This window comes from Pseudomonas sp. Fl4BN1, from assembly GCF_009908285.1.
Taxonomy (GTDB): Bacteria; Pseudomonadota; Gammaproteobacteria; order Pseudomonadales; family Pseudomonadaceae; genus Aquipseudomonas.
The window spans coordinates 16,451-35,431 of the sequence record NZ_JAAARM010000019.1 but is presented as its reverse complement, the minus strand read 5'-3'; the positions used below and the strand labels follow the sequence as shown (position 1 = coordinate 35,431).

Below are 18,981 nucleotides of genomic sequence, written 5' to 3'. Positions count from 1 at the left end.
GCTCGGTGCGGATATTGGAAAAAGGGGCGCGGCCATCGCCGCGCCGGTTTCAAGCGTTCAGGCGCTTGTCGATCAGACCTTCCACTACGCTGGGGTCTGCCAGGGTCGAGGTGTCACCCAGGGTATCGAGCTCGTTGCAGGCGATCTTGCGCAGGATACGCCGCATGATCTTGCCAGAGCGAGTTTTCGGCAGGGCGGGTGCCCACTGGATCAATTCCGGCTTGGCAAAACTGCCGATCTCGCGGCTGACCAGGGCCAGCAGCTCCTTCTTCAGTTCCTCATCGGGTTCGACGCCCTGCATCGGCGTGACAAAGGCGTAGATCCCCTGGCCCTTGAGGTCATGTGGGTAACCCACCACCGCCGCTTCGGCAATGCTGTCGTGGAGCACCAGGGCGCTTTCCACCTCGGCGGTGCCGATGCGGTGCCCGGAGACGTTGATCACGTCATCGATACGTCCAGTGATCCAGTAGCTGCCGTCCTCATCGCGACGTGCGCCATCGCCAGTGAAGTAGTAGCCGGGGTAGGGCGCGAAGTAGGTTTCGATCATGCGTTTCGGGTCGCCATAGACGCTGCGGATCTGCGCCGGCCAACTGGCCTTGATTGCCAGGATGCCACTACCTACGCCGTGGATCTCTTTGCCCTGATCGTCCAGCAGCACCGGTTGTACGCCAAACATCGGGGTTGAGGCGCAGCCGGGTTTGACTTGCCGGGCGCTGACCAGGGGGCTGAGCATGATGCCGCCGGTTTCGGTCTGCCACCAGGTGTCGACAATCGGACAGCGTTGCTCACCCACCGTATTGAAATACCACTCCCAGGCTTCCGGGTTGATCGGCTCGCCGACGCTGCCCAGCAAGCGCAGGCTGGCGCGGGAGGTATGTTGCAGCGGTTCGCTGCCTTCGCGCATCAGTGCGCGCAAGGCGGTGGGTGCGGTGTAGAAGATGTTTACCTGATGCTTGTCCACCACCTCCCAGAAGCGCGAGGTGCTCGGGTAGTTGGGCACGCCTTCGAAGATCAGCGTGGTGGCGCCATTGGCCAGTGGCCCGTAGAGGATATAGCTGTGACCGGTGACCCAACCGACGTCGGCGGTGCACCAGAAGACTTCGCCGTCGCGATAGTCCAATACGTACTTGAAGGTCATGGCGGCCTGCAGCAAGTAGCCGCCAGTGGTGTGCAGCACGCCTTTGGGCTTGCCGGTGCTGCCGGAGGTGTAGAGGATAAACAGTGGGTCTTCGGCGTCCATGGGCTCGGGGGCGCATTGATTGCTCGCGGCGGCTACGGCCTGGTGATACTGAACGTCGCGGTCCTGCACCCAGTTCATTGGATTGTGGGTGCGCTCGACCACCACCACGCTGCTGACGTCCGGGCAACTGAGCAGGGCCTTGTCGACGTTACTTTTCAGCGGGACCAGTTTACCGCCCCGCACACCCTCATCGGCGGTGATCACGGTGCGACAGTCGGCGTTGAGAATCCGGTCGCGCAGGGCTTCCGGGGAGAAGCCGCCGAACACCACCGAATGCACGGCGCCGATCCGCGTGCAGGCGAGCATGGCGTAGGCTGCTTCGGGAATCATCGGCATGTAGATACACACCCGGTCGCCTTTCTTCACGCCGCGGCTTTTGAGGACGTTGGCCAGGCGGCAGACATGCTCGTGGAGTTGCTGGTAGGTGATGCGCAGGGAGTCGGCAGGGTTGTCGCCTTCCCAGATGATCGCTGCCTGATCGCTGCGTTTTTCCAGGTGACGATCAATGCAGTTGTAGCTGACGTTGAGCTGGCCGCCGCGGAACCAGCTGGCTTCACCGGTGCGGATATCGTGGCTGTGCACGCTGTCCCAGGGGCTGCTCCAGTGCAGGAAGCGCTTGGCCTGCTCGGCCCAGAACAGATCTGGTTGCTCAATGGATTGACGGTAGAGGTGGTGGTAGTCGTCCTGACTCATTTGTGCCGCCCGGCGGACGGCATCGGCTTTCGGAAAAGTGCTGATATCGAACATGACGGTTCCTTATTCTTGTTTTGCGACAAGTCATAAGGGTGCGCACAAGTGTCAGGAAGGTTCAAGGGGGGAGGGGCGAGCCCCGGACGGGAGCCGGCGTACCGACTCCCGTGGGAGAGAAGCTTGATCAGCCGCGGTGACGGCCACGGAAGTAGTTGATCAGGCCTTGGGTCGAGGCATCGTCAGCCAGGGTTTCATCGCTGCCGGTCAGACGGTTGTAGACGCCTTTGCCCAGCTCCTTGCCCAGCTCCACGCCCCATTGGTCAAAGGCGTTGTTACCCCAGATCACGCTTTGCACGAAGACTTTGTGTTCGTACAGCGCCACCAGGGCGCCGAGGCGTCGCGGGCTGATGCGTTCGACCACCAGGGTGTTGCTCGGACGGTTGCCGGGAATCACTTTGTGTGGCGCGAGTTTCGCTACTTCAGCCTCACTCAGGCCCTTCTCCCGCAGTTCATTCTCAGCTTCGGCGCGGGTCTTGCCCAGCATCAGCGCCTGGCTCTGGGACAGGCAGTTGGCATACAGCCATTGATGGTGGTCGGCCACTGGATTGAAGCTGACGATCGGCACGATGAAGTCGGCCGGAATCAACTGGGTGCCCTGGTGCAGCAACTGGTGGTAGGCGTGTTGTCCGTTGCAGCCCACGCCGCCCCAGATCACCGGGCCGGTATCGGTGGTCACTGGCGTGCCGTCCTGGCGCACGCTCTTGCCGTTGGATTCCATGTCCAACTGTTGCAAATGCTTGGTGATGTTACGCAGGTAGTGGTCGTACGGCAGGATTGCGTGGCTTTGCGCGCCCCAGAAGTTGCCGTACCACACGCCGAGCAGAGCCAGCAGTACCGGCATGTTCTGTTCGAACGGGGCGCTCTGGAAGTGCTGGTCCATGGTGTAGGCACCAGACAGTAGCTCCTTGAAGTTGGACATGCCGATGGCCAGGGCGATCGGTAAGCCAATGGCGGACCACAGCGAGTAGCGCCCGCCAACCCAGTCCCACATCGGGAAGATGTTCTCTTCACGGATGCCGAAGGCCACTGCCGCAGCGTTGTTGCTCGAGACGGCAATGAAGTGGCGATGCAGCTCAGCCTCGGAGCCACCCTGGGCCAGGTACCAGGCACGTGCAGCCTGGGCGTTCTTCAGGGTTTCAAGGGTATTGAAGGACTTCGAGGAAACGATGAACAGTGTGGTTTCCGCACGGATTTTAGCCGAAAGCTCATGGAATTCACTGCCGTCGATGTTGGCCAGGTAATGGCAACGCACGCCTTTGTGGGCGTAGGACAGCAGCGCTTCGGATACCAACTCCGGGCCGAGGAAGGAGCCACCGATACCGATGTTCACCACGTCGGTAATGGGCTTCTCGGTGTAGCCGCGCCACAGGCCATCATGGATGCGCCCTACCAGCTCGGTGATCTGGTTCAGCACCTTGTGGACTTCCGGCATCACGTTGACACCGTTCACTGCCAGCTTGTCGCCAACCGGGCGACGCAGCGCCGTGTGCAGGGCAGGACGACCTTCGGAGGCGTTGACCAACTCGCCGGTCATCATGGCCTTGATGGCATCGGCCAGGCCTACTTCCTTGGCCAGGTCTACCAGCAGGTCACGGGTCTGGCTGGTGATCAGGTTCTTCGAATAATCGAGAAACAGTCCGCAGCTGCTCAGGGTAAATTGGCTGAAACGCTGTGGATCGGCATTGAACGCCTCGCGCATGCTGAAATCCTGCATGGCTTGGCGGTGGTCTTTCAACGCTTGCCAGGCGGGCAGAGCGGTAACGTCTTGAGGAGTGCGGTAGTACGCCATCGCTGCGGTTTTCCTTTTGCTTGAACTGCCTTTTGGACACTGAAAAGCCCGGAACGTCCTGCGTGGTCCCAAGGACCCCGTTCGGTCAGCCCGGTGCTGATACGATTAATCACTCAGGGGGATAACAGTAACCCCGGCGTGCTGTTCTGTCTTGGCTTTGTCCGACCTGTGGCCAGTACTATTTTGTACCCGCGGGCCAACCAGAGCTGCATGCGGGCTTTCAGTGCGAAGAAACGGGGTTGGGTTCAGGCGACCTGGACCGCAATCGCATGGCTGGTATGGCTCAGCTCGTTGCCGGGGGCCATGTACAGCATGCGAGGTTTGAAATTGAGCAGATCGGCTTCGCTGTAGTGAGCGTAGGCGCAGATGATTACCCGATCACCGACCTTGGCCTTGTGCGCGGCGGCGCCGTTCACCGAGATCATTCGTGAGCCTGGTTCGCCGCGGATGGCATAGGTGGTGAAGCGTTCGCCATTGTCGAGGTTATAGATCTGGATCTGCTCGTATTCACGAATGCCGGAGAGGTCCAGCCAGTCGCCGTCAATGGCACAAGAGCCTTCGTAATCAAGCACGGCGTGGGTGACTTCTGCGCGATGCAGCTTGGCCTTGAGCATGATGGCATGCATGGGATGTTTCCTGGGGCTGATCCTCGAACGGGGTCTGCAGTATTGGCTGCAGGCCCCAGCCGGCGGCAGTTTGCCCGAAGGTTTGAGTTCGGGCAATCAGGCGTTTATGCCGGTGTGTCGAGGTTCAGATGCAGGTTGTCGATCAGCCGTGTCACACCCAGATACGCCGCCACCAGAATCACCAGGTCGCGGTCTTCGGCGGTGGCTGGACGCAGGTTCTGTGCCTGGCGGATTTCCAGGTAGTCACCACGCAGACCAGCCGCTTCGAGCAGCTGTTGATGCTCGGCCAGCAGCTTCGCATAGTCGCGCTCGCCACCCTTGATGGCCTGAGCTATCTGGCTCAGGCTGCGGTACAGCACCGGCGCAACGGCACGCTGCTCTTCACTCAGGTAACCATTGCGTGAGGACAGGGCCAGGCCGTCGGCAGCTCGCACCGTGGGCTCGCCGATGATCTGGACTGGCATGTTCAGGTCATGCACCAGGGCACGGATGACGGCCAGTTGTTGATAGTCCTTCTGGCCGAATACCGCCAGATCGGGCTGGACCATGTTGAACAGCTTACTGACCACCGTGGCCACACCTTCGAAATGCCCGGGCCGACTGGCACCGCACAGGCCTTCGGACAGTTGTGGAACGCTGACTCGGGTCTGCCCGGCCATGCCGTCGGGGTACATTTCTTCGACGCCGGGAGCGAACAGCAACTGGCAGCCGGCCTGGAGCAGTTTTTCCTGGTCGGCGGCGAGGGTGCGAGGGTACTTGTCCAGATCCTCCCCTGCACCGAACTGCAGCGGGTTGACGAAGATACTGGCGACCACGAAGTCCACTCGTTGGGCCGCTTTGGCCACTAGGGCCGCGTGACCGCTGTGCAAGTTGCCCATGGTCGGCACGAAGCCGATGCGCTTGCCTTCGCTGCGGGCGCGGGCGACCGCAGCGCGCAATTCGCGCACGGTTTTAACTGTATTCATGCAGAGAACCCGTGTTCGACGCCAGGGAAGGTAACGGCTTTGACTTCTTGAACATAAGCGCTCAATGCGGCCTGGATGCTGTCTTTACCGGCCATGAAGTTTTTCACGAACTTGGGCGAGCGACCGCTGAGAGACAGCCCCAGCATGTCGTGGATCACCAGGACCTGGCCGTCGGTAGCGCTGCCGGCACCGATACCGATCACCGGGATCTTCACCGCTTGAGTGATTTCGGTCGCCAGCTCGCTGGGCACGCATTCCAGCAGCAGCATTGCCGCGCCGGCCTGTTCCAGGGCGATGGCATCGGCGCGCATCTGCCGTGCCTGGCTTTCGTTGCGCCCCTGGACTTTATAGCCGCCCAGTACATTCACCGTCTGCGGGGTCAGCCCCATGTGCACGCAGACAGGAACGCCACGTTCGTTCAACAGGCGAACCGACTCGGCCAGCCAGGCTGCGCCTTCGATCTTGACCATGTGCGCACCAGCCTGCATCAGCTGGGCTGAGCTGCTCAGCGCCTGCTCGGGGGTGGCGTAGGACATGAAGGACAGGTCAGCAACGATCATTGCGCCGTTGTTGCCGCGTTTCACCGCAGCGACGTGGTAGGCCATATCGGCAGTGCTGACGGGCAGTGTGCTGTCGTGCCCTTGCAAGACCATGCCGAGGGAGTCGCCTACCAGCAGAACGTCGACGCCGGCTTCGCAGCAGGTGTGGGCGAAGGTCGCGTCATAGCAGGTCAGCATGGCGATTTTCTCGCCTTTGTGCTTGAGGTTTTGCAGGGTGGTCAGAGTGATGTCTGGCATAAAAAGGGGTCCTCATTTCAGGCGCTTTGGAAACTACTGCGAGTAACGCGCGTGATTCTTCGTTATTCAGGCGCACGGTCTTTTGTCGTGCTTATACAGCCTGGTTCCAAGCGATATGAAGGCGGTGCCGGGACTCGCGCTTACGGCGCAGTGCGTATCATCCTGTGCTCAGTCCAGCTGTTTGGCTACGGGTGCCACCGCTGCGTGACAGCTGATTCTGCCTGGCCTTTCCTGTGTTTTCCGCAAACAGACCTTGCTTGAATTGCGCCCTTTAACGCCGTGATGGCGGCAGCGGGACGCCTATAGTCGTGATGAGAACTCGGGAAGTCAATTAGATGTGTTACCGCATTGTTACGCTGCGAGTGTTACCGCCGTTACTGATGCGTTTCAGCGGTCAGGGTAGGCGTTCCAGCCCGACAAATGGACAGGCAGCGAGCAGCTCTTGCAGGGTACGTCCATCGGCCAGTTGCAGCTCGGCAGGAGCCAATTCCGCCAGCGGATAGAGGACAAAGGGACGGGCCTGCATGTGGTAGTGGGGCACCTTGAGGCGCGGCTCGTCGATCAGCCGATCACCGAACAGGAGGATGTCCAGGTCCAGTGTGCGCGGCCCCCAGCGCTCATTGCGTTCGCGGCCTTGCTGGTTTTCGATGGCTTGCAACGCATCGAGCAGCACTAGCGGTTGCAGGTCGCTGTCCAGTGCCGCCACGGCGTTGGTATAACGCGGCTGGCCGGGAAGCAGGGAGTCGCTTTGATAGAACCCCGACACGCTCAGCAGCTGGCTGGCGGGCAACTGCGCCAGTGCCTCGATGGCACTGCGCAGTTGCTCTTCAGGGGCGGCCAGATTGCTACCCATGCCGATGTAGATGCGCGCCATCAATCATTCGCCTGATGCGTTGGAGCTGCCGGCCCGCTTGCGTTTGGCGCCACTGCTGCGCCGACGCTTGCGGGGCGCACCACTGGCGTCTTCCTTGCCACTCAGGTCTCGGATCATGTCACGGCGTTCGGCATCGTTGGCGTCCTGGTAGTCGGTCCACCATTCACCCAGGCCATCGGTCTGCTCGCCGGCACTTTCACGCAGTAACAGGAAGTCGTAACCAGCACGGAAGCGTGGATTGTCCAGCAACTGGTCGGCCCGCTTGCCGCTGCGCCGTGGCAGGCGCTCCTGCATATCCCAGATCTCGCGGATCGGCATGGTGAAGCGCTTTGGAATCGCGATGCGCTGGCACTGTTCGGCGATCAGCTCGTGCGCAGCTTCCTGCATGGCCGGAATCGGCGGCATGCCACGGTCCTGCAGGCGCAGTACCCGAGCCGGCAGGGCCGGCCAGAGCAGGGCGGCGAAGAGGAAGGCCGGGGTTACTGGCTTGTTCTGCTTGATCCGCAAGTCGGTGTTGATCAAGGCTTCGCTGATCAGCGTATGGGTGTAGGTCGGGTTGCATTCCAATGCTTCGGCGCTGGCCGGGAACAGAGGATCGAACAACTGCAGGTCCACCAGCATTTCGAAGGTGTCGGCGGCGTACCCGGAGAGGAACAGCTTGAGCACTTCTTCGAACAGGCGTGCCGAAGGGATCTCCCGCAGCATTGGTGCCAGTTCGCGGATCGGCATCGCGGTATGTTTCTCGATACCGAAATTCAGCTTTGCCGCGAAGCGCACCGCCCGCAGCATCCGCACCGGGTCTTCCTGGTAGCGCTGCCGAGGGTCGCCGATCAAGCGGATCAGGTTGTTGCGAATGTCGTGTACGCCGTTGGCGTAATCGAGGATCCGTTCGCTGACCGGATCGTAGTACAGGGCATTGATGGTGAAGTCACGGCGTTGCGCGTCTTCTTCCAGGGTGCCGTAGACATTGTCCCGCAGGATCCGCCCGCTTTCGTTGCGTGAGGATTGGTTACTGTCCTCCTCGACTTCGTTTTGCGGGTGGTTGGCGCGGAAAGTCGCGACTTCGATGATTTCGCGACCGAAGTGGATATGCACCAGTTTGAAACGACGACCAATGATCCGTGCGTTACGAAACTCGGCCTTGACCTGCTCTGGCGTGGCACTGGTCGCGACGTCAAAATCCTTGGGGGTGATATTGAGCAGCATGTCGCGCACGCAGCCGCCCACCAGGTAAGCCTGGTAGCCGGCGTTCTGCAGGCGCTCGACGATATTCACCGCATACCGACTGAACTGGGCACGTTGCAGCGAGTGTTGGCTGCTGTTGAGCACTTCAGGCGTGCTGCGTTTGTGTTGCGTACGACGCAAGGGAGAACGGAATGACTGGAACAGCTTCTTCAGCATGGGATGCACTGTTTGAAGGAATGTTCGGCCAAAACAGAAGAATGACCGCATGATGGGCGGGGATTCTAGCATTTAGTCGAAGGATGGTGTAGGAAGCTGCCGCGACTTGTGCAGTCGGGCGCAAAGCAGCGGTCTAGTGGGGCTGGGATGAGGTATTGGGCTAAAAAAGCTGAATTCCAGAAACCACAAGGGGAGCCGAAGCTCCCCCAGAATAGTTGCGTGCTCTATTTTTATTATTGGTTTCGGGCTTCTTGTTTTTGTTAAACGCCCTTGTCACCTGATTTACTCAGAGTGACCCTCCCAATCGGGAGCCAAGAGCAAACGGATTGCTTTGATCGCTGTGTTGCAATGACCTTTCGATCCAACCAGTTCAGGCTCTGCCTTAGGGCAGTTTTTGTTGTTCTCGGCCTGGTTGTGGGGCATGCCCCAAATACAACGCCTCTCCAAAAGAATCAGTTAGCTGCGCCTCCGCCGTGTTGTTTTTATTATGCGTGAGTCGATTCGTCTTATTTTTATTGTCTTGTGCATTGCTTGTTATTGTTCTTGTACTAAGCATATAGCAGGTGTCGTGCCAACTTTTGCGATCTCCAATGAAACAAGGGGTTAGGCGCGTTGTCGGGTGTTTTTCGAGCCAAAAAAAACCGGGGCTTCGTTACCTTTAGCCCCGGTTCTTGTTACGTGCAATTACACAGGTAACAGTTTTTTCACAAACGCGAGTGTTACCCGCATGTTTGTCAGCAATGGTTCAGCTTTCGCTGGCTACTCCGCTTTTGCGCCGAGGGATGCCCAGGCGTTGGCGTCGCTCCCAGAGGCATTTGCGGCTGACCCCCAGTTTGCGTGCCAGCTCGGTCTCGGTCATGTGGTCCTGGTGTTCGAGGACGAAGTGTTGGAAGTAGTCCTCCAGTGACAGGTCTTCGGTCGGTTCATGGCTGGTGTTACCCGACTGAGGCGCCAGGCTGACGAAGTCGTCGTCCTCCAGGTCGCTCAATTCGATATCGATGCCCAGCAGGTCGGCGGAGATTTCCGGGCTTTCGCACAAAATCACTGCGCGCTCGACAGCGTTCTCCAGCTCACGCACGTTCCCTGGCCAGGAATAATGGCGGATGGCTTGCTCAGCATCAGCAGCGAACTGCAGGTCCGTGCGACCGATGCGTGCACTCTGGCGCGCGAGAAATGCATGGGCAATTTCATTCACGTCGGCGCCACGCTCGCGCAGGGCGGGTAGTTTCAGGGCAATCACGTGCAGACGGTAATACAAGTCTTCACGGAACTGCCCGATCTTCGACAGGCTCTTCAGGTCGCGGTGAGTCGCGGCGATCAGGCGCACATCGACTTTCTGCGACTGTACTGAACCCACGCGGCGAATCTCGCCTTCCTGCAGGACTCGCAGCAGTCGCGCCTGGGCCTCCAGTGGTAGTTCGCCGATCTCGTCAAGAAACAGTGTGCCACCGTCCGCTGCCTCCACCAGGCCGGCACGACCGGCACTGGCACCGGTGAACGCGCCTTTCTCGTGGCCGAACAATTCGGACTCGATCAGGGTTTCCGGAATCGCCGCGCAGTTCACTGAGATCATCGGTGCCTTGGCGCGCTTGGAAAGGTTATGCAGTGCCCGAGCGACCAGTTCCTTACCGGTACCGGACTCGCCCTGGATCAGGACATTGGAGTCCGTCGGCGCGACCTTGCGGATCTTGCTGTACAGATCCTGCATGGGAGGGCAGGAACCTATGATGCCGATTTCGCCGTTGCTGTTGCCAGGCTTGTCGGCAGTCGTACCAGCCTTGCTCGACGGACGCTCTGTCGGGGCGTTTTCGGCGCTTTGGCGGTCCCGAAGGATTCGCGCTACAGCCTGGAGCATTTCATCGTGGTCGAAAGGTTTGGCGATGTAGTCCACCGCGCCCATCTTCATCGAATCCACGGCTGAGCGCAGGCTGGCGTAGCTGGTCATGATCAAAACCGGAGTGCCTTGCCCCAGCTTGATCAGCTCGGTGCCCGGCGCGCCTGGCAGGCGCAGGTCACTGACGATCAGGTCGAACGTGGGGATGCTGAAGCGCTCCTGGGCTTCCTGCACGGAGCCGGCTTCGCTGACCTGATATTGGTTGCGTTCGAGCAGGCGGCGCAGGGCCGAGCGGATAATGGTTTCGTCTTCGACGATCAGAATATGCGGCATTGATTCAATTCTCTCGACGGTCTCAGTTCACAGCGGACGTCGCTTCGACATGACGCGGTAAAGTCACCCGTATACGGGTGCCGCGCTGGCTTTGAGGATCGGCCGGGCTGTCGATGGTGATTTGTCCATAATGCTCTTCAACGATGGAATAGACCAGTGCAAGGCCCAGACCGGTGCCTTCTCCAGGGTCTTTGGTGGTGAAGAAAGGTTCGAACAATCGGTCCATGATGTTCTTCGGAATACCACTGCCTTCATCTTCCACGATCAGGTCGACCGTGTGCTCGAAAGCCTCGCTCTTGACACGTACCGCGCTGCCGGGAGGAGAGGCATCGCGCGCGTTGGACAAGAGGTTGATCAGTACCTGGGCAAGCCGTTGCGGATCACCGTCGACCCAATGCTCGGGATCGCACAAATTGAAGAACTGCACTTCGAAATTGCGCCGGTTCAACGCCAGCAGGCCGATGGCGTCCTGGGCAACTTCGGCCAGGCACACCGCTTCGTCGTTGTGTTGATGGCTACCGGCGTGGGCAAAGCTCATCAGCGATTGGACGATGCGCGAGATGCGCTTGGTCTGTTCGAGGATCTGCTCGCTGATTTCCGTCAGCTCGCCGTCTTCCTCGCGTTCTTCTCGCAGGTTCTGCGCCAGGCAGGCTATGCCGGTGATCGGGTTGCCGATTTCGTGGGCCACTCCGGCAGCCAGGCGGCCGATGCTGGCTAGGCGTTCGGAATGCACCAGCTTGTCTTCCAGGGTTTGAGTCTCGGTCAAGTCTTCCACCAGCACGACCAGGCCGCTGTTGCCTGGGGCCAATGGTTCGTCAATGGCAGCCTTGTGCAGGTTCAGCCAGCGAGTCTGGCCATCGAGGGCCAGGTGCTGCTTGTGCAAGTGTTCGTCCGGTAGATTGGTAAAGCCCAGTAACAGATCTTTCCAGGGGTTGGCGATGGTACTCAGGCGTGAACCTACCACGTGCTGGGCAGGTATTCCGGTGAGCTCCTCCATGGCTTTGTTCCACATGAGGATCTCCTGGTCCTTGGCCAAGGAGCAGACGCCCATCGGCAATTCCTGCAGGGTTTGCCGGTGGTAGCGGCGCAAGGCATCAAGCTCGGCTGCCAGGCCGGTCAGGCGCGAGTGGTAGTCCTCTAGCCGGCTTTCGATGAAGTGGATGTCCTCGGTGACGTAATTTTCTCCACCGGCCTTGTAAGGCAGGAAGGTTTCCACCATGTCTTGGGCGACACTTGGCCCCATGAGGCCGGACAGGTTGGCCTCGATCCGATCACGTAGGCGCCGCAGTGCGTAGGGCCGGCGTTCGTCGAAGGGTAGATACAGGTCACGCAGAGCCTGTTCCACTTCCTTTTGTGCTGCCTTGGCCCCCAGGGGTTTGGCCAACTGAGTCGCGAACTCCTGGGGCGAGGCAGCGTGCAGTTCCCGGCGTTGCGGGCGCCGTACGTTATCCACTGCGCAGGCTTCGGCCGCGCTGGCCTCTTCGCTACTGGCGTTGGTAAATAGTGATATCAGCGTGAACATCAGCACGTTAGCCGCCAACGAGGCGATTGCCGCCATATGCCAACTGGTGTCGTCGAGAACGTAGATCATGTTCAGCAGCGGGATATAGAACCCCTGCAGATTGCCGATCAGCGGAAGCAGCATGGTCACCAGCCAGACCAGGATCCCTGCCAGCAGCCCGGCGATGAAACCGCGGCGGTTAGCGGTTGGCCAATACAATACCGACAGCACGCCAGGGAGGAATTGCAGGGTGGCGACGAAAGCCACGATTCCCAGGTTGGCCAGGTCCTGTTCTGCCCCCAGCAGCAGGTAGAAGGCGTAGCCGGCCATGATGATGGCGACAATCAGGGCACGGCGGGTCCACTTCAGCCAGCGATAGATGTTGCCTTCCGCCGGTGGTTGGTAAAGCGGCAGTACCAGATGGTTCAGGGCCATTCCCGACAGGGCCAGGGTGGTAACGATGATCAGGCCACTGGCGGCAGACAGGCCGCCAACATAGGCCAATAGCGCCAGGGCCCGGCTGTTGGCGGCAATGCCGATGCCCAGAGTGAAGTATTCCGGGTTGGTGGTGGCGCCGAGCTTGAGGCCGGCCCAGAGAATCAGCGGCACTGCCAGGCTCATCAGCAACAGGAACAGTGGCAATCCCCAACTGGCGCTAACCAGAGCGCGGGGGTTGAGGTTCTCGGTAAACGTCATGTGGTACATGTGCGGCATGACGATGGCTGAGGCGAAGAACACCAACAGCAGGGTGCGCCACGGACCTTCCTGCAATGGAGTGTGCAGTGCAGCAAGGGCGGTCTGGTTCTGCAGCAGCCAGAGCTCCAGTTGTTGCGGGCCATCGAACACCCCGTATAGCGCGTACAGGCCAACGCCGCCGATGGCGATCAGCTTGATCACCGACTCGAAGGCAATGGCGAACACCAGCCCCTCATGTTTCTCCCGGGTGGCGATGTGCCGCGAGCCAAAGAAAATCGTGAACAGGGTAATCAGCGCGCAAAAGCTCAGCGCCACCCGATGTTGCACCGGCTCATGGGTCAGGATGCCAATGGAGTCGGCCACCGCCTGGATCTGCAGGGCCAGCAGGGGCAGCACCCCCACCAGCATGAAGATGGTGGTCAGGGCCCCAGCCCAGGTGCTGCGAAAGCGAAAGGCGAACAGATCTGCCAGGGATGACAGCTGGTAGGTACGGGTGATCTTCAGAATCGGATACAGCAGCACCGGTGCGAGCAGGAAGGCCCCGGACACCCCCAGGTAGCTGGAGAGAAACCCATAGCCGTATTGATAGGCCAGGCCCACCGTGCCGTAGAACGCCCAGGCGCTGGCATAGACCCCCAGCGACAGGGTGTAGGTCAGCGGGTGGCGAATGATCGAGCGCGGAATCATCCCGCGCTCACTGATCCAGGCCACCCCGAACAGCACCAGCAAATAGGCGGCGCTGATCAGGATCATCTGGGTCAGGCTAAAGCTCATCGGCATCTTTTTGGCTCTGCAGGATGAAGGTCACGACGATCAGAATCAGCCAGAGCAGATACGGGCGATACCAGGCGCCAGTAGCATCGATCCACCAATCCATGATGGCGGGGGAGAACAGATAGATCCCCACTACCAGGAGCAGGACCAAGCGATAGATGTACATCTCGGCCTCTCTTTATTGTGTGCGTGCCCGAAAACGTGCGGCGATGGTAACGGATGGGCGCCAAGCTGCAAGGGGCGTCAGCTTAATTGCGCTTCTGCCACGCTCAGTGTGCGAGGAATCAGGGCGACATCCCAGTGGGCAATACCCCAGGCAATGATCTCTGCCACGCTGGCATCATTGAGCTCGGTCGCCGGCTCCTGGCCCAATGCACGTAACGCGCGCAGCAACAAGGGCGGAGCCTGGTCCTCGGTCAATGGTGGCGACCTGTAGGACTTGCCTAGTTTGTGGCCGTCTGGCTGGGTGATCAGCGGAACATGCAGGTAGCGAGGCTGGGTCAGTCCGAGTAGCTCTTGCAGGTACAGCTGACGCGGTGTGGAGTCCAGCAGGTCGGCGCCACGAACGATATCGGTGATGCCCTGCCAGGCGTCGTCGAGCACCACGGCCAGTTGATAAGCGTAGAGGCCGTCACGACGACGGATCACGAAGTCCCCGACTTCACGGCCCAGGTGCTGGCGATATTCCCCCTGGACCCGGTCGACGAAGCGGTACTCAAGCTCTGGTACCCGCAGGCGGATCGCCGCGTCTGCCTGGGCATGGCCGAGGTTGCGGCACAGCCCCGGGTAAATGCCGTGGTAAGGCTCCAGCTGTTTGCGCGAGCAGGTGCAGGCATAGGCCAGGCCCTGGTTGAACAGGCGATTGAGTACCTCGGCATAGGCGTCGTGGCGGTCGCTCTGAAGGATCATTTCGCCGTCCCATTCAAAGCCGTAGCTTTCCAGGGCCTTGAGAATCGCCGTTTGGGCGCCGGGTTCTTCCCGGGGCGGGTCGAGGTCTTCCATGCGCAATAGCCAACGGCCGCCAACGGCGCGTGCATCAAGGTAAGAGGCGAGGGCAGCAACCAGCGAGCCGAAGTGCAGGTAGCCACTGGGAGTAGGGGCGAAGCGCCCGATGTACGAAGAGGGTATGGAGGCAGTCATAGAGCGAATGTTACTTCGTCTGGCCCCGAGGTGACGAGGCGCTCAAGAGGGGCATCATTACGAGCAAATCCTTGCCTGCTGAGGGAGGCAAAAAGGGAATCGCAGAAACAAAAAACGGAGCGTTGTTACGCTCCGTTTCAGGTTCAAGCCGGCGATTACTTGCCGACCTGTTTTTCCTTGATTTCTGCCAGGGTCTTGCAGTCGACACACATATCGGCGGTTGGACGGGCTTCCAGGCGGCGGATGCCGATCTCGACGCCACAGGACTCACACCAGCCGTACTCTTCGTCTTCAATCAATTGCAGGGTCTTGTCGATCTTCTTGATCAATTTGCGCTCACGATCGCGGGCACGCAGTTCAAGGCTGAACTCTTCTTCCTGGCTGGCACGGTCAGCCGGGTCAGGGAAGTTGGCTGCTTCGTCTTTCATGTGATCAACAGTGCGGTCGACTTCCTGCATCAAGTCCTGTTTCCACTTGTTCAGGATCTTGGTGAAGTGCTCGCGCATGGGCTTGCCCATGTACTCTTCGCCCGCAGTTTCAACATAAGGTTCAAAACCGCTGATCGATTGAATCTGTTGCTTTGCTTGGGTGGGCATGAATGGACCGCCTCTACTCTTGTAATCCATTGCGCAGGATTGCTCCATCTCCGACACTTGCCGGCCCTGCGGCTGCAAGCGGGCGAACTTACCAGATCAAACCAGAGCGCGCTACTCCCGGTTGTCGAGCCTATGTCCTGCATAGCCTGTAGCAACGGGGAAAGTCTGGTATGGCTTGTTGATCGGTCTGTTCAATCGTTGATTTTAGTCAAGTCTGCAAGTTCTGTTTGCGCCAATTGACGTAACGCAGCAGACCGCTTGGAAGGCGTTGGGTTCTCCCAGGCTTCATCGGATGGGTAGAATCGGACTTTTGCTCCCCCTTGAATGAAGGAAGGCTAATGGCTCTGCCCTACAGTGCGCGCAGTCGCGCTATCGAACCTTTCCATGTCATGGCCCTGTTGGCCCGTGCCAATGAACTGCAAGCCGCCGGCCACGACGTGATTCACTTGGAGATCGGCGAGCCGGACTTCACCACCGCCGAGCCGATCATCCAGGCCGGGCAGGCCGCGCTGAGCGCAGGCAAGACCCGCTACACCCCGGCGCGTGGCATTCCTGAGCTCAGGGCGGCAATCTCGGGCTTCTACCAGCAGCGTTATGGTCTGGACATCGACCCCGAGCGGATCATGATCACTCCCGGTGGTTCCGGCGCGTTGCTGTTGACCAGCAGCCTGTTGGTAGACCCAGGCAAGCACTGGCTGCTGGCCGACCCGGGCTATCCGTGCAACCGGCACTTTCTGCGCCTGGTGGAAGGCGCGGCACAACTGGTGCCAGTGGGGCCGGATGTACGTTATCAACTGACCCCGGACCTGGTGGAGCGCTACTGGGACCAGGACAGCGTCGGGGCCTTGGTCGCCTCACCGGCGAACCCCACTGGCACTGTCCTCAGTCGCGATGAGCTGGCGGGGCTATCCGCTTCGATCAAGGCGCGTAATGGGCACCTGGTGGTGGATGAGATCTACCACGGCCTGACCTATGGCACCGACGCTGCCAGCGTACTGGAAGTCGATGACAGCGCTTTTGTCTTGAACAGTTTTTCCAAGTATTTCGGTATGACTGGCTGGCGCCTGGGCTGGTTGGTAGCACCGCCAGCGGCTGTGGGTGAGCTGGAGAAGCTGGCGCAGAATCTCTACATCAGTGCACCGAGCATGGCTCAGTATGCGGCCCTGGCCTGTTTTGAGGCGCAAACCATCAGTATCTTGGAGGAGCGCCGTTGCGAGTTCGGTCGCCGTCGGGATTTCCTGCTGCCCGCTTTGCGCGAGCTGGGTTTCAGTATCGCCGTTGAGCCTGAAGGGGCGTTCTACTTGTACGCCGATATCAGTGCCTTTGGTGGCGATGCCTTTGCTTTCTGCCGCCATTTCCTGGAAACCGAGCATGTGGCCTTTACCCCAGGCCTGGATTTTGGCCGCCATCAGGCCGGCCATCACGTGCGCTTTGCCTACACCCAGAGCCTGGAGCGCCTGCAGGAAGCTGTGGCGCGTATCGCCCGTGGCCTGCAGAGCTGGCAAGGCTGATGCGTTTCGATCCGCCCCTAGAGGAAGGGCGCCTGCTGCGTCGTTACAAGCGCTTTCTGGCAGACATCGAAACCACTGCGGGTGAGCAGTTGACTATCCACTGTCCCAATACCGGTTCGATGTTCAATTGCATGGTCGAGGGCGGGCAGGTCTGGTTCAGCCGCTCCAATGATCCCAAGCGCAAGCTGCCAGGCACTTGGGAAATCAGCGAGACGCCCCAAGGTCGATTGGCCTGCGTCAATACCGGACGGGCCAACGGGCTGGTTGAGGAAGCGTTGCGGGCTGGCTTGATCAGTGAATTGAACGGGTTCACCGGGCTCAAGCGCGAGGTGCCTTATGGGCAGGAAAACAGCCGCATCGATTTTCGTCTGGATTACCCGGACGGTCCGGCCTACGTTGAAGTCAAAAGTGTCACCCTGGGTTTCGATGGCTCGTCAGTTGCGGCGTTTCCCGATGCCGTGACCCAACGTGGCGCCAAGCACCTGCGTGAGTTGGCGAGCCTGGCGCGCGAGGGGGTACGTGCGGTTCAGTTGTATTGCGTCAACCTCTCGGGGATAGATGCAGTACGTCCAGCAGAGGAAATCGACCCGGGGTATGCCGCCGCCCTGCGTGACGCGAAGGCGGCTGGTGTCGAGGTGCTGGCTTATGGTGTCTGTTTGACCGCCCAGGAGGTTTTTATCGACCGGCGCCTTGAGGTGCTGCTGAAGGGCTAGAGAGCGACCCAGATGCCCTGACTGTCTTCACGGCAGTCAACCGCCTCCAGGAACTGGCCGGCGCAAGGCCCGGCCACACACTCCCCACTCTCGATCAGAAACAGTGCGCCATGGGTGGCGCACTGGATCAGGCTGGCGCTGGGATCGAGGAAATGATCGGGTTGCCACTCCAAAGCCACTCCCCGGTGCGGGCAGCGATTGGCGTAAACATAAGCTTGGCCCTCGCGGCGCACGGCAAAGAGTTTCAAGCCCTGAAGCTGGAAACCTCGGCTGCTGGCTTCGGCCAGATCGCTCCCGGCGCACAGAAATTTCATGTCTATCCTCATGATCCAAAGGCTCTGCGTCTGGACTGTCACAGTTTTCCGTGGCTGCAGGATGAAACATGTCAGCGCTTGACGGTCAAATGAAAACAATTATCAAATGGCCGCCTCGCTCGTCATGGGGCGCCTGCTCATTTTGATGCCTGGACTGCTTGGTATGTCACATGGACAGCCGCTTCGCGGGCCCACTTCTATATAGGAAATGTTCTTATGCGCCTGAGTGCCAGCGCCATTGCGTTCTGTGCCGGATTGCTGGTGAGCCCATGGGCCGCCGCCGATGAGTTGCCACAGCGCTGGGTCAGTGCTGGTGGGGCCTTGTCGGAGTGGGTCGCAGCCATGGGCGCTGAGTCGAAACTGGTAGGCGTCGATACCACCAGCCAGTATCCGGAATCACTCAAGGCCTTGCCGAGTATCGGCTATCAGCGCCAGTTGTCGGCGGAGGGGATCTTGAGCCTGCGGCCGCAGATCCTGGTGGGAACCGAAGAAATGGGGCCGCCGCCAGTGCTTTCGCAGATTCGCAGCGCGGGGGTCAAGGTCGAGCTGTTTTCTGCCCATGCAGATCTGCCGACCCTGCAGCACACCTTGCAGCACTTGGGGCAGCTCCTGGGTCGTGAGGAGCAGGCCGGAAAACTGTTTGAGGAGTATCAGCAGCAACTCGAACAGCAGAAGACCTGGGTTTCCCAGGCTCAGGCGCAACAAGCCGCGCCCGGGGTACTGCTGTTGCTCGGACATGCCGGCGGCAAGCCACTGATTGCAGGCAAGGACACTGCGGCAGACTGGTTATTGCAGCAGGCTGGCGGGCGCAATCTGGCGACTCATACGGGTTACAAACCGTTTTCGGTGGAGTCCCTGGCGGGATTGAATCCAGATGTCCTGGTGTTCTCCGACCGCAGCCTGAGCGGTGAAGCGGCACGTGCCGCGCTGTTCAAGGAGAACCCGGTGCTGGCGTCCACGGTGGCGGCCAAAGCGGGGCGAATGGTCGAGCTTGATCCAACCTTGTTGGTGGGAGGCTTGGGCCCACGCTTGCCGGACAGCCTGAAACGCCTGTCGACAGCTTTCTATCCTTTGGCCAAGTCTGCCCAATGAGTCGTCTGGTCAAGCCTCGTACGTTGTTTCTCGGC

General features: G+C 60.0%; 16 protein-coding genes. 3 read left to right on the top strand and 13 right to left on the bottom strand.

The features are described 5' to 3' along the window. Positions 1-49: 49 nt before the first annotated feature. The 12 genes from acs to dksA form a co-directional block, all read right to left on the bottom strand. Positions 50-1,987, bottom strand: coding sequence for an acetate--CoA ligase (gene acs / locus GV818_RS20890; protein WP_161777389.1), 1,938 nt, complete (start codon positions 1,985-1,987; stop codon positions 50-52). Between the two features lie 127 nt (positions 1,988-2,114). Continuing rightward, a complete protein-coding gene (gene pgi, locus GV818_RS20885) occupies positions 2,115-3,779 on the bottom strand; it encodes a glucose-6-phosphate isomerase (protein WP_161759272.1) in 1,665 nt (554 codons plus the stop codon). Between the two features lie 245 nt (positions 3,780-4,024). Beyond that, complete coding sequence (gene panD, locus GV818_RS20880; RefSeq protein WP_161759271.1) at positions 4,025-4,405, bottom strand: aspartate 1-decarboxylase; 381 nt, start codon at positions 4,403-4,405, stop codon at positions 4,025-4,027. A 104-nt stretch (positions 4,406-4,509) separates the two neighbouring features. Then, a complete protein-coding gene (gene panC / locus GV818_RS20875) occupies positions 4,510-5,370 on the bottom strand; it encodes a pantoate--beta-alanine ligase (protein WP_161777388.1) in 861 nt (286 codons plus the stop codon). Continuing rightward, positions 5,367-6,167 carry a 3-methyl-2-oxobutanoate hydroxymethyltransferase gene (gene panB / locus GV818_RS20870; RefSeq protein WP_161759269.1) on the bottom strand — a complete coding sequence of 267 codons (801 nt, stop codon included), beginning with the start codon at positions 6,165-6,167 and terminating at the stop codon, positions 5,367-5,369. Before panB ends, panC begins: the two co-directional genes overlap by 4 nt. 394 nt (positions 6,168-6,561) lie before the next feature. Continuing rightward, positions 6,562-7,041: a 2-amino-4-hydroxy-6-hydroxymethyldihydropteridine diphosphokinase gene (folK, locus tag GV818_RS20865; RefSeq protein ID WP_161759268.1), complete on the bottom strand. Its 480-nt coding sequence runs from the start codon at positions 7,039-7,041 to the stop codon at positions 6,562-6,564. A gap of 3 nt (positions 7,042-7,044) precedes the next feature. Then, positions 7,045-8,442 carry a polynucleotide adenylyltransferase PcnB gene (locus GV818_RS20860; protein ID WP_178125036.1) on the bottom strand — a complete coding sequence of 466 codons (1,398 nt, stop codon included), beginning with the start codon at positions 8,440-8,442 and terminating at the stop codon, positions 7,045-7,047. Positions 8,443-9,187: 745 nt separating this feature from the next. Further along, positions 9,188-10,609, bottom strand: a complete 1,422-nt coding sequence (locus GV818_RS20855) for a sigma-54-dependent transcriptional regulator (protein WP_161759266.1) — start codon at positions 10,607-10,609, stop codon at positions 9,188-9,190. Positions 10,610-10,631: 22 nt separating this feature from the next. Beyond that, a complete protein-coding gene (locus GV818_RS20850; RefSeq protein ID WP_178125035.1) occupies positions 10,632-13,586 on the bottom strand; it encodes a sensor histidine kinase in 2,955 nt (984 codons plus the stop codon). Beyond that, positions 13,570-13,746 carry a hypothetical protein gene (locus tag GV818_RS20845; protein WP_003176118.1) on the bottom strand — a complete coding sequence of 59 codons (177 nt, stop codon included), beginning with the start codon at positions 13,744-13,746 and terminating at the stop codon, positions 13,570-13,572. The genes GV818_RS20850 and GV818_RS20845 overlap by 17 nt, the downstream gene beginning before the upstream one ends. Positions 13,747-13,823: 77 nt before the next feature. After that, entirely contained in the window at positions 13,824-14,708 is an 885-nt protein-coding gene (gene gluQRS, locus GV818_RS20840) for a tRNA glutamyl-Q(34) synthetase GluQRS (RefSeq protein WP_368668951.1), read from the bottom strand. A gap of 167 nt (positions 14,709-14,875) precedes the next feature. Beyond that, the gene (gene dksA / locus GV818_RS20835; protein ID WP_011063504.1) at positions 14,876-15,316 is read right to left on the bottom strand and encodes an RNA polymerase-binding protein DksA; all 441 of its coding nucleotides are present in this window, start codon (positions 15,314-15,316) and stop codon (positions 14,876-14,878) included. Between the two features lie 338 nt (positions 15,317-15,654). On the opposite strand from dksA, the gene GV818_RS20830 reads away from it, so the two are divergent. Next, positions 15,655-16,827, top strand: a complete 1,173-nt coding sequence (locus tag GV818_RS20830; protein WP_161777387.1) for a pyridoxal phosphate-dependent aminotransferase — start codon at positions 15,655-15,657, stop codon at positions 16,825-16,827. Then, on the top strand, positions 16,827-17,540 hold the full coding sequence (gene sfsA / locus GV818_RS20825; RefSeq protein WP_161777386.1) for a DNA/RNA nuclease SfsA: 714 nt from the start codon (positions 16,827-16,829) through the stop codon (positions 17,538-17,540). The genes GV818_RS20830 and sfsA overlap by 1 nt, the downstream gene beginning before the upstream one ends. Here the strand turns inward: sfsA and GV818_RS20820 are convergent. Next, on the bottom strand, positions 17,537-17,854 hold the full coding sequence (locus GV818_RS20820; protein WP_161759261.1) for a Rieske (2Fe-2S) protein: 318 nt from the start codon (positions 17,852-17,854) through the stop codon (positions 17,537-17,539). The two genes, sfsA and GV818_RS20820, sit on opposite strands and share 4 nt — an antisense overlap. Positions 17,855-18,070: 216 nt before the next feature. Here GV818_RS20820 and GV818_RS20815 point away from each other — a divergent pair, with 216 nt between their 5' ends. Next, positions 18,071-18,946 carry a heme/hemin ABC transporter substrate-binding protein gene (locus tag GV818_RS20815; protein ID WP_161777385.1) on the top strand — a complete coding sequence of 292 codons (876 nt, stop codon included), beginning with the start codon at positions 18,071-18,073 and terminating at the stop codon, positions 18,944-18,946. Positions 18,947-18,981: the final 35 nt, after the last annotated feature.

Bases quoted from the DNA above. Each gene is read 5' to 3' on its own strand.
- acs (WP_161777389.1), bottom strand. From the start codon at position 1,987: ATGTTCGATATCAGCACTTTTCCGAAAGCCGATGCCGTCCGCCGGGCG.
- pgi (WP_161759272.1), bottom strand. From the start codon at position 3,779: ATGGCGTACTACCGCACTCCTCAAGACGTTACCGCTCTGCCCGCCTGG.
- panD (WP_161759271.1), bottom strand. From the start codon at position 4,405: ATGCATGCCATCATGCTCAAGGCCAAGCTGCATCGCGCAGAAGTCACC.
- panC (WP_161777388.1), bottom strand. From the start codon at position 5,370: ATGAATACAGTTAAAACCGTGCGCGAATTGCGCGCTGCGGTCGCCCGC.
- panB (WP_161759269.1), bottom strand. From the start codon at position 6,167: ATGCCAGACATCACTCTGACCACCCTGCAAAACCTCAAGCACAAAGGC.
- folK (WP_161759268.1), bottom strand. From the start codon at position 7,041: ATGGCGCGCATCTACATCGGCATGGGTAGCAATCTGGCCGCCCCTGAA.
- GV818_RS20860 (WP_178125036.1), bottom strand. From the start codon at position 8,442: ATGCTGAAGAAGCTGTTCCAGTCATTCCGTTCTCCCTTGCGTCGTACG.
- GV818_RS20855 (WP_161759266.1), bottom strand. From the start codon at position 10,609: ATGCCGCATATTCTGATCGTCGAAGACGAAACCATTATCCGCTCGGCC.
- GV818_RS20850 (WP_178125035.1), bottom strand. From the start codon at position 13,586: ATGCCGATGAGCTTTAGCCTGACCCAGATGATCCTGATCAGCGCCGCC.
- GV818_RS20845 (WP_003176118.1), bottom strand. From the start codon at position 13,746: ATGTACATCTATCGCTTGGTCCTGCTCCTGGTAGTGGGGATCTATCTG.
- dksA (WP_011063504.1), bottom strand. From the start codon at position 15,316: ATGCCCACCCAAGCAAAGCAACAGATTCAATCGATCAGCGGTTTTGAA.
- GV818_RS20830 (WP_161777387.1), top strand. From the start codon at position 15,655: ATGGCTCTGCCCTACAGTGCGCGCAGTCGCGCTATCGAACCTTTCCAT.
- sfsA (WP_161777386.1), top strand. From the start codon at position 16,827: ATGCGTTTCGATCCGCCCCTAGAGGAAGGGCGCCTGCTGCGTCGTTAC.
- GV818_RS20820 (WP_161759261.1), bottom strand. From the start codon at position 17,854: ATGAAATTTCTGTGCGCCGGGAGCGATCTGGCCGAAGCCAGCAGCCGA.
- GV818_RS20815 (WP_161777385.1), top strand. From the start codon at position 18,071: ATGCGCCTGAGTGCCAGCGCCATTGCGTTCTGTGCCGGATTGCTGGTG.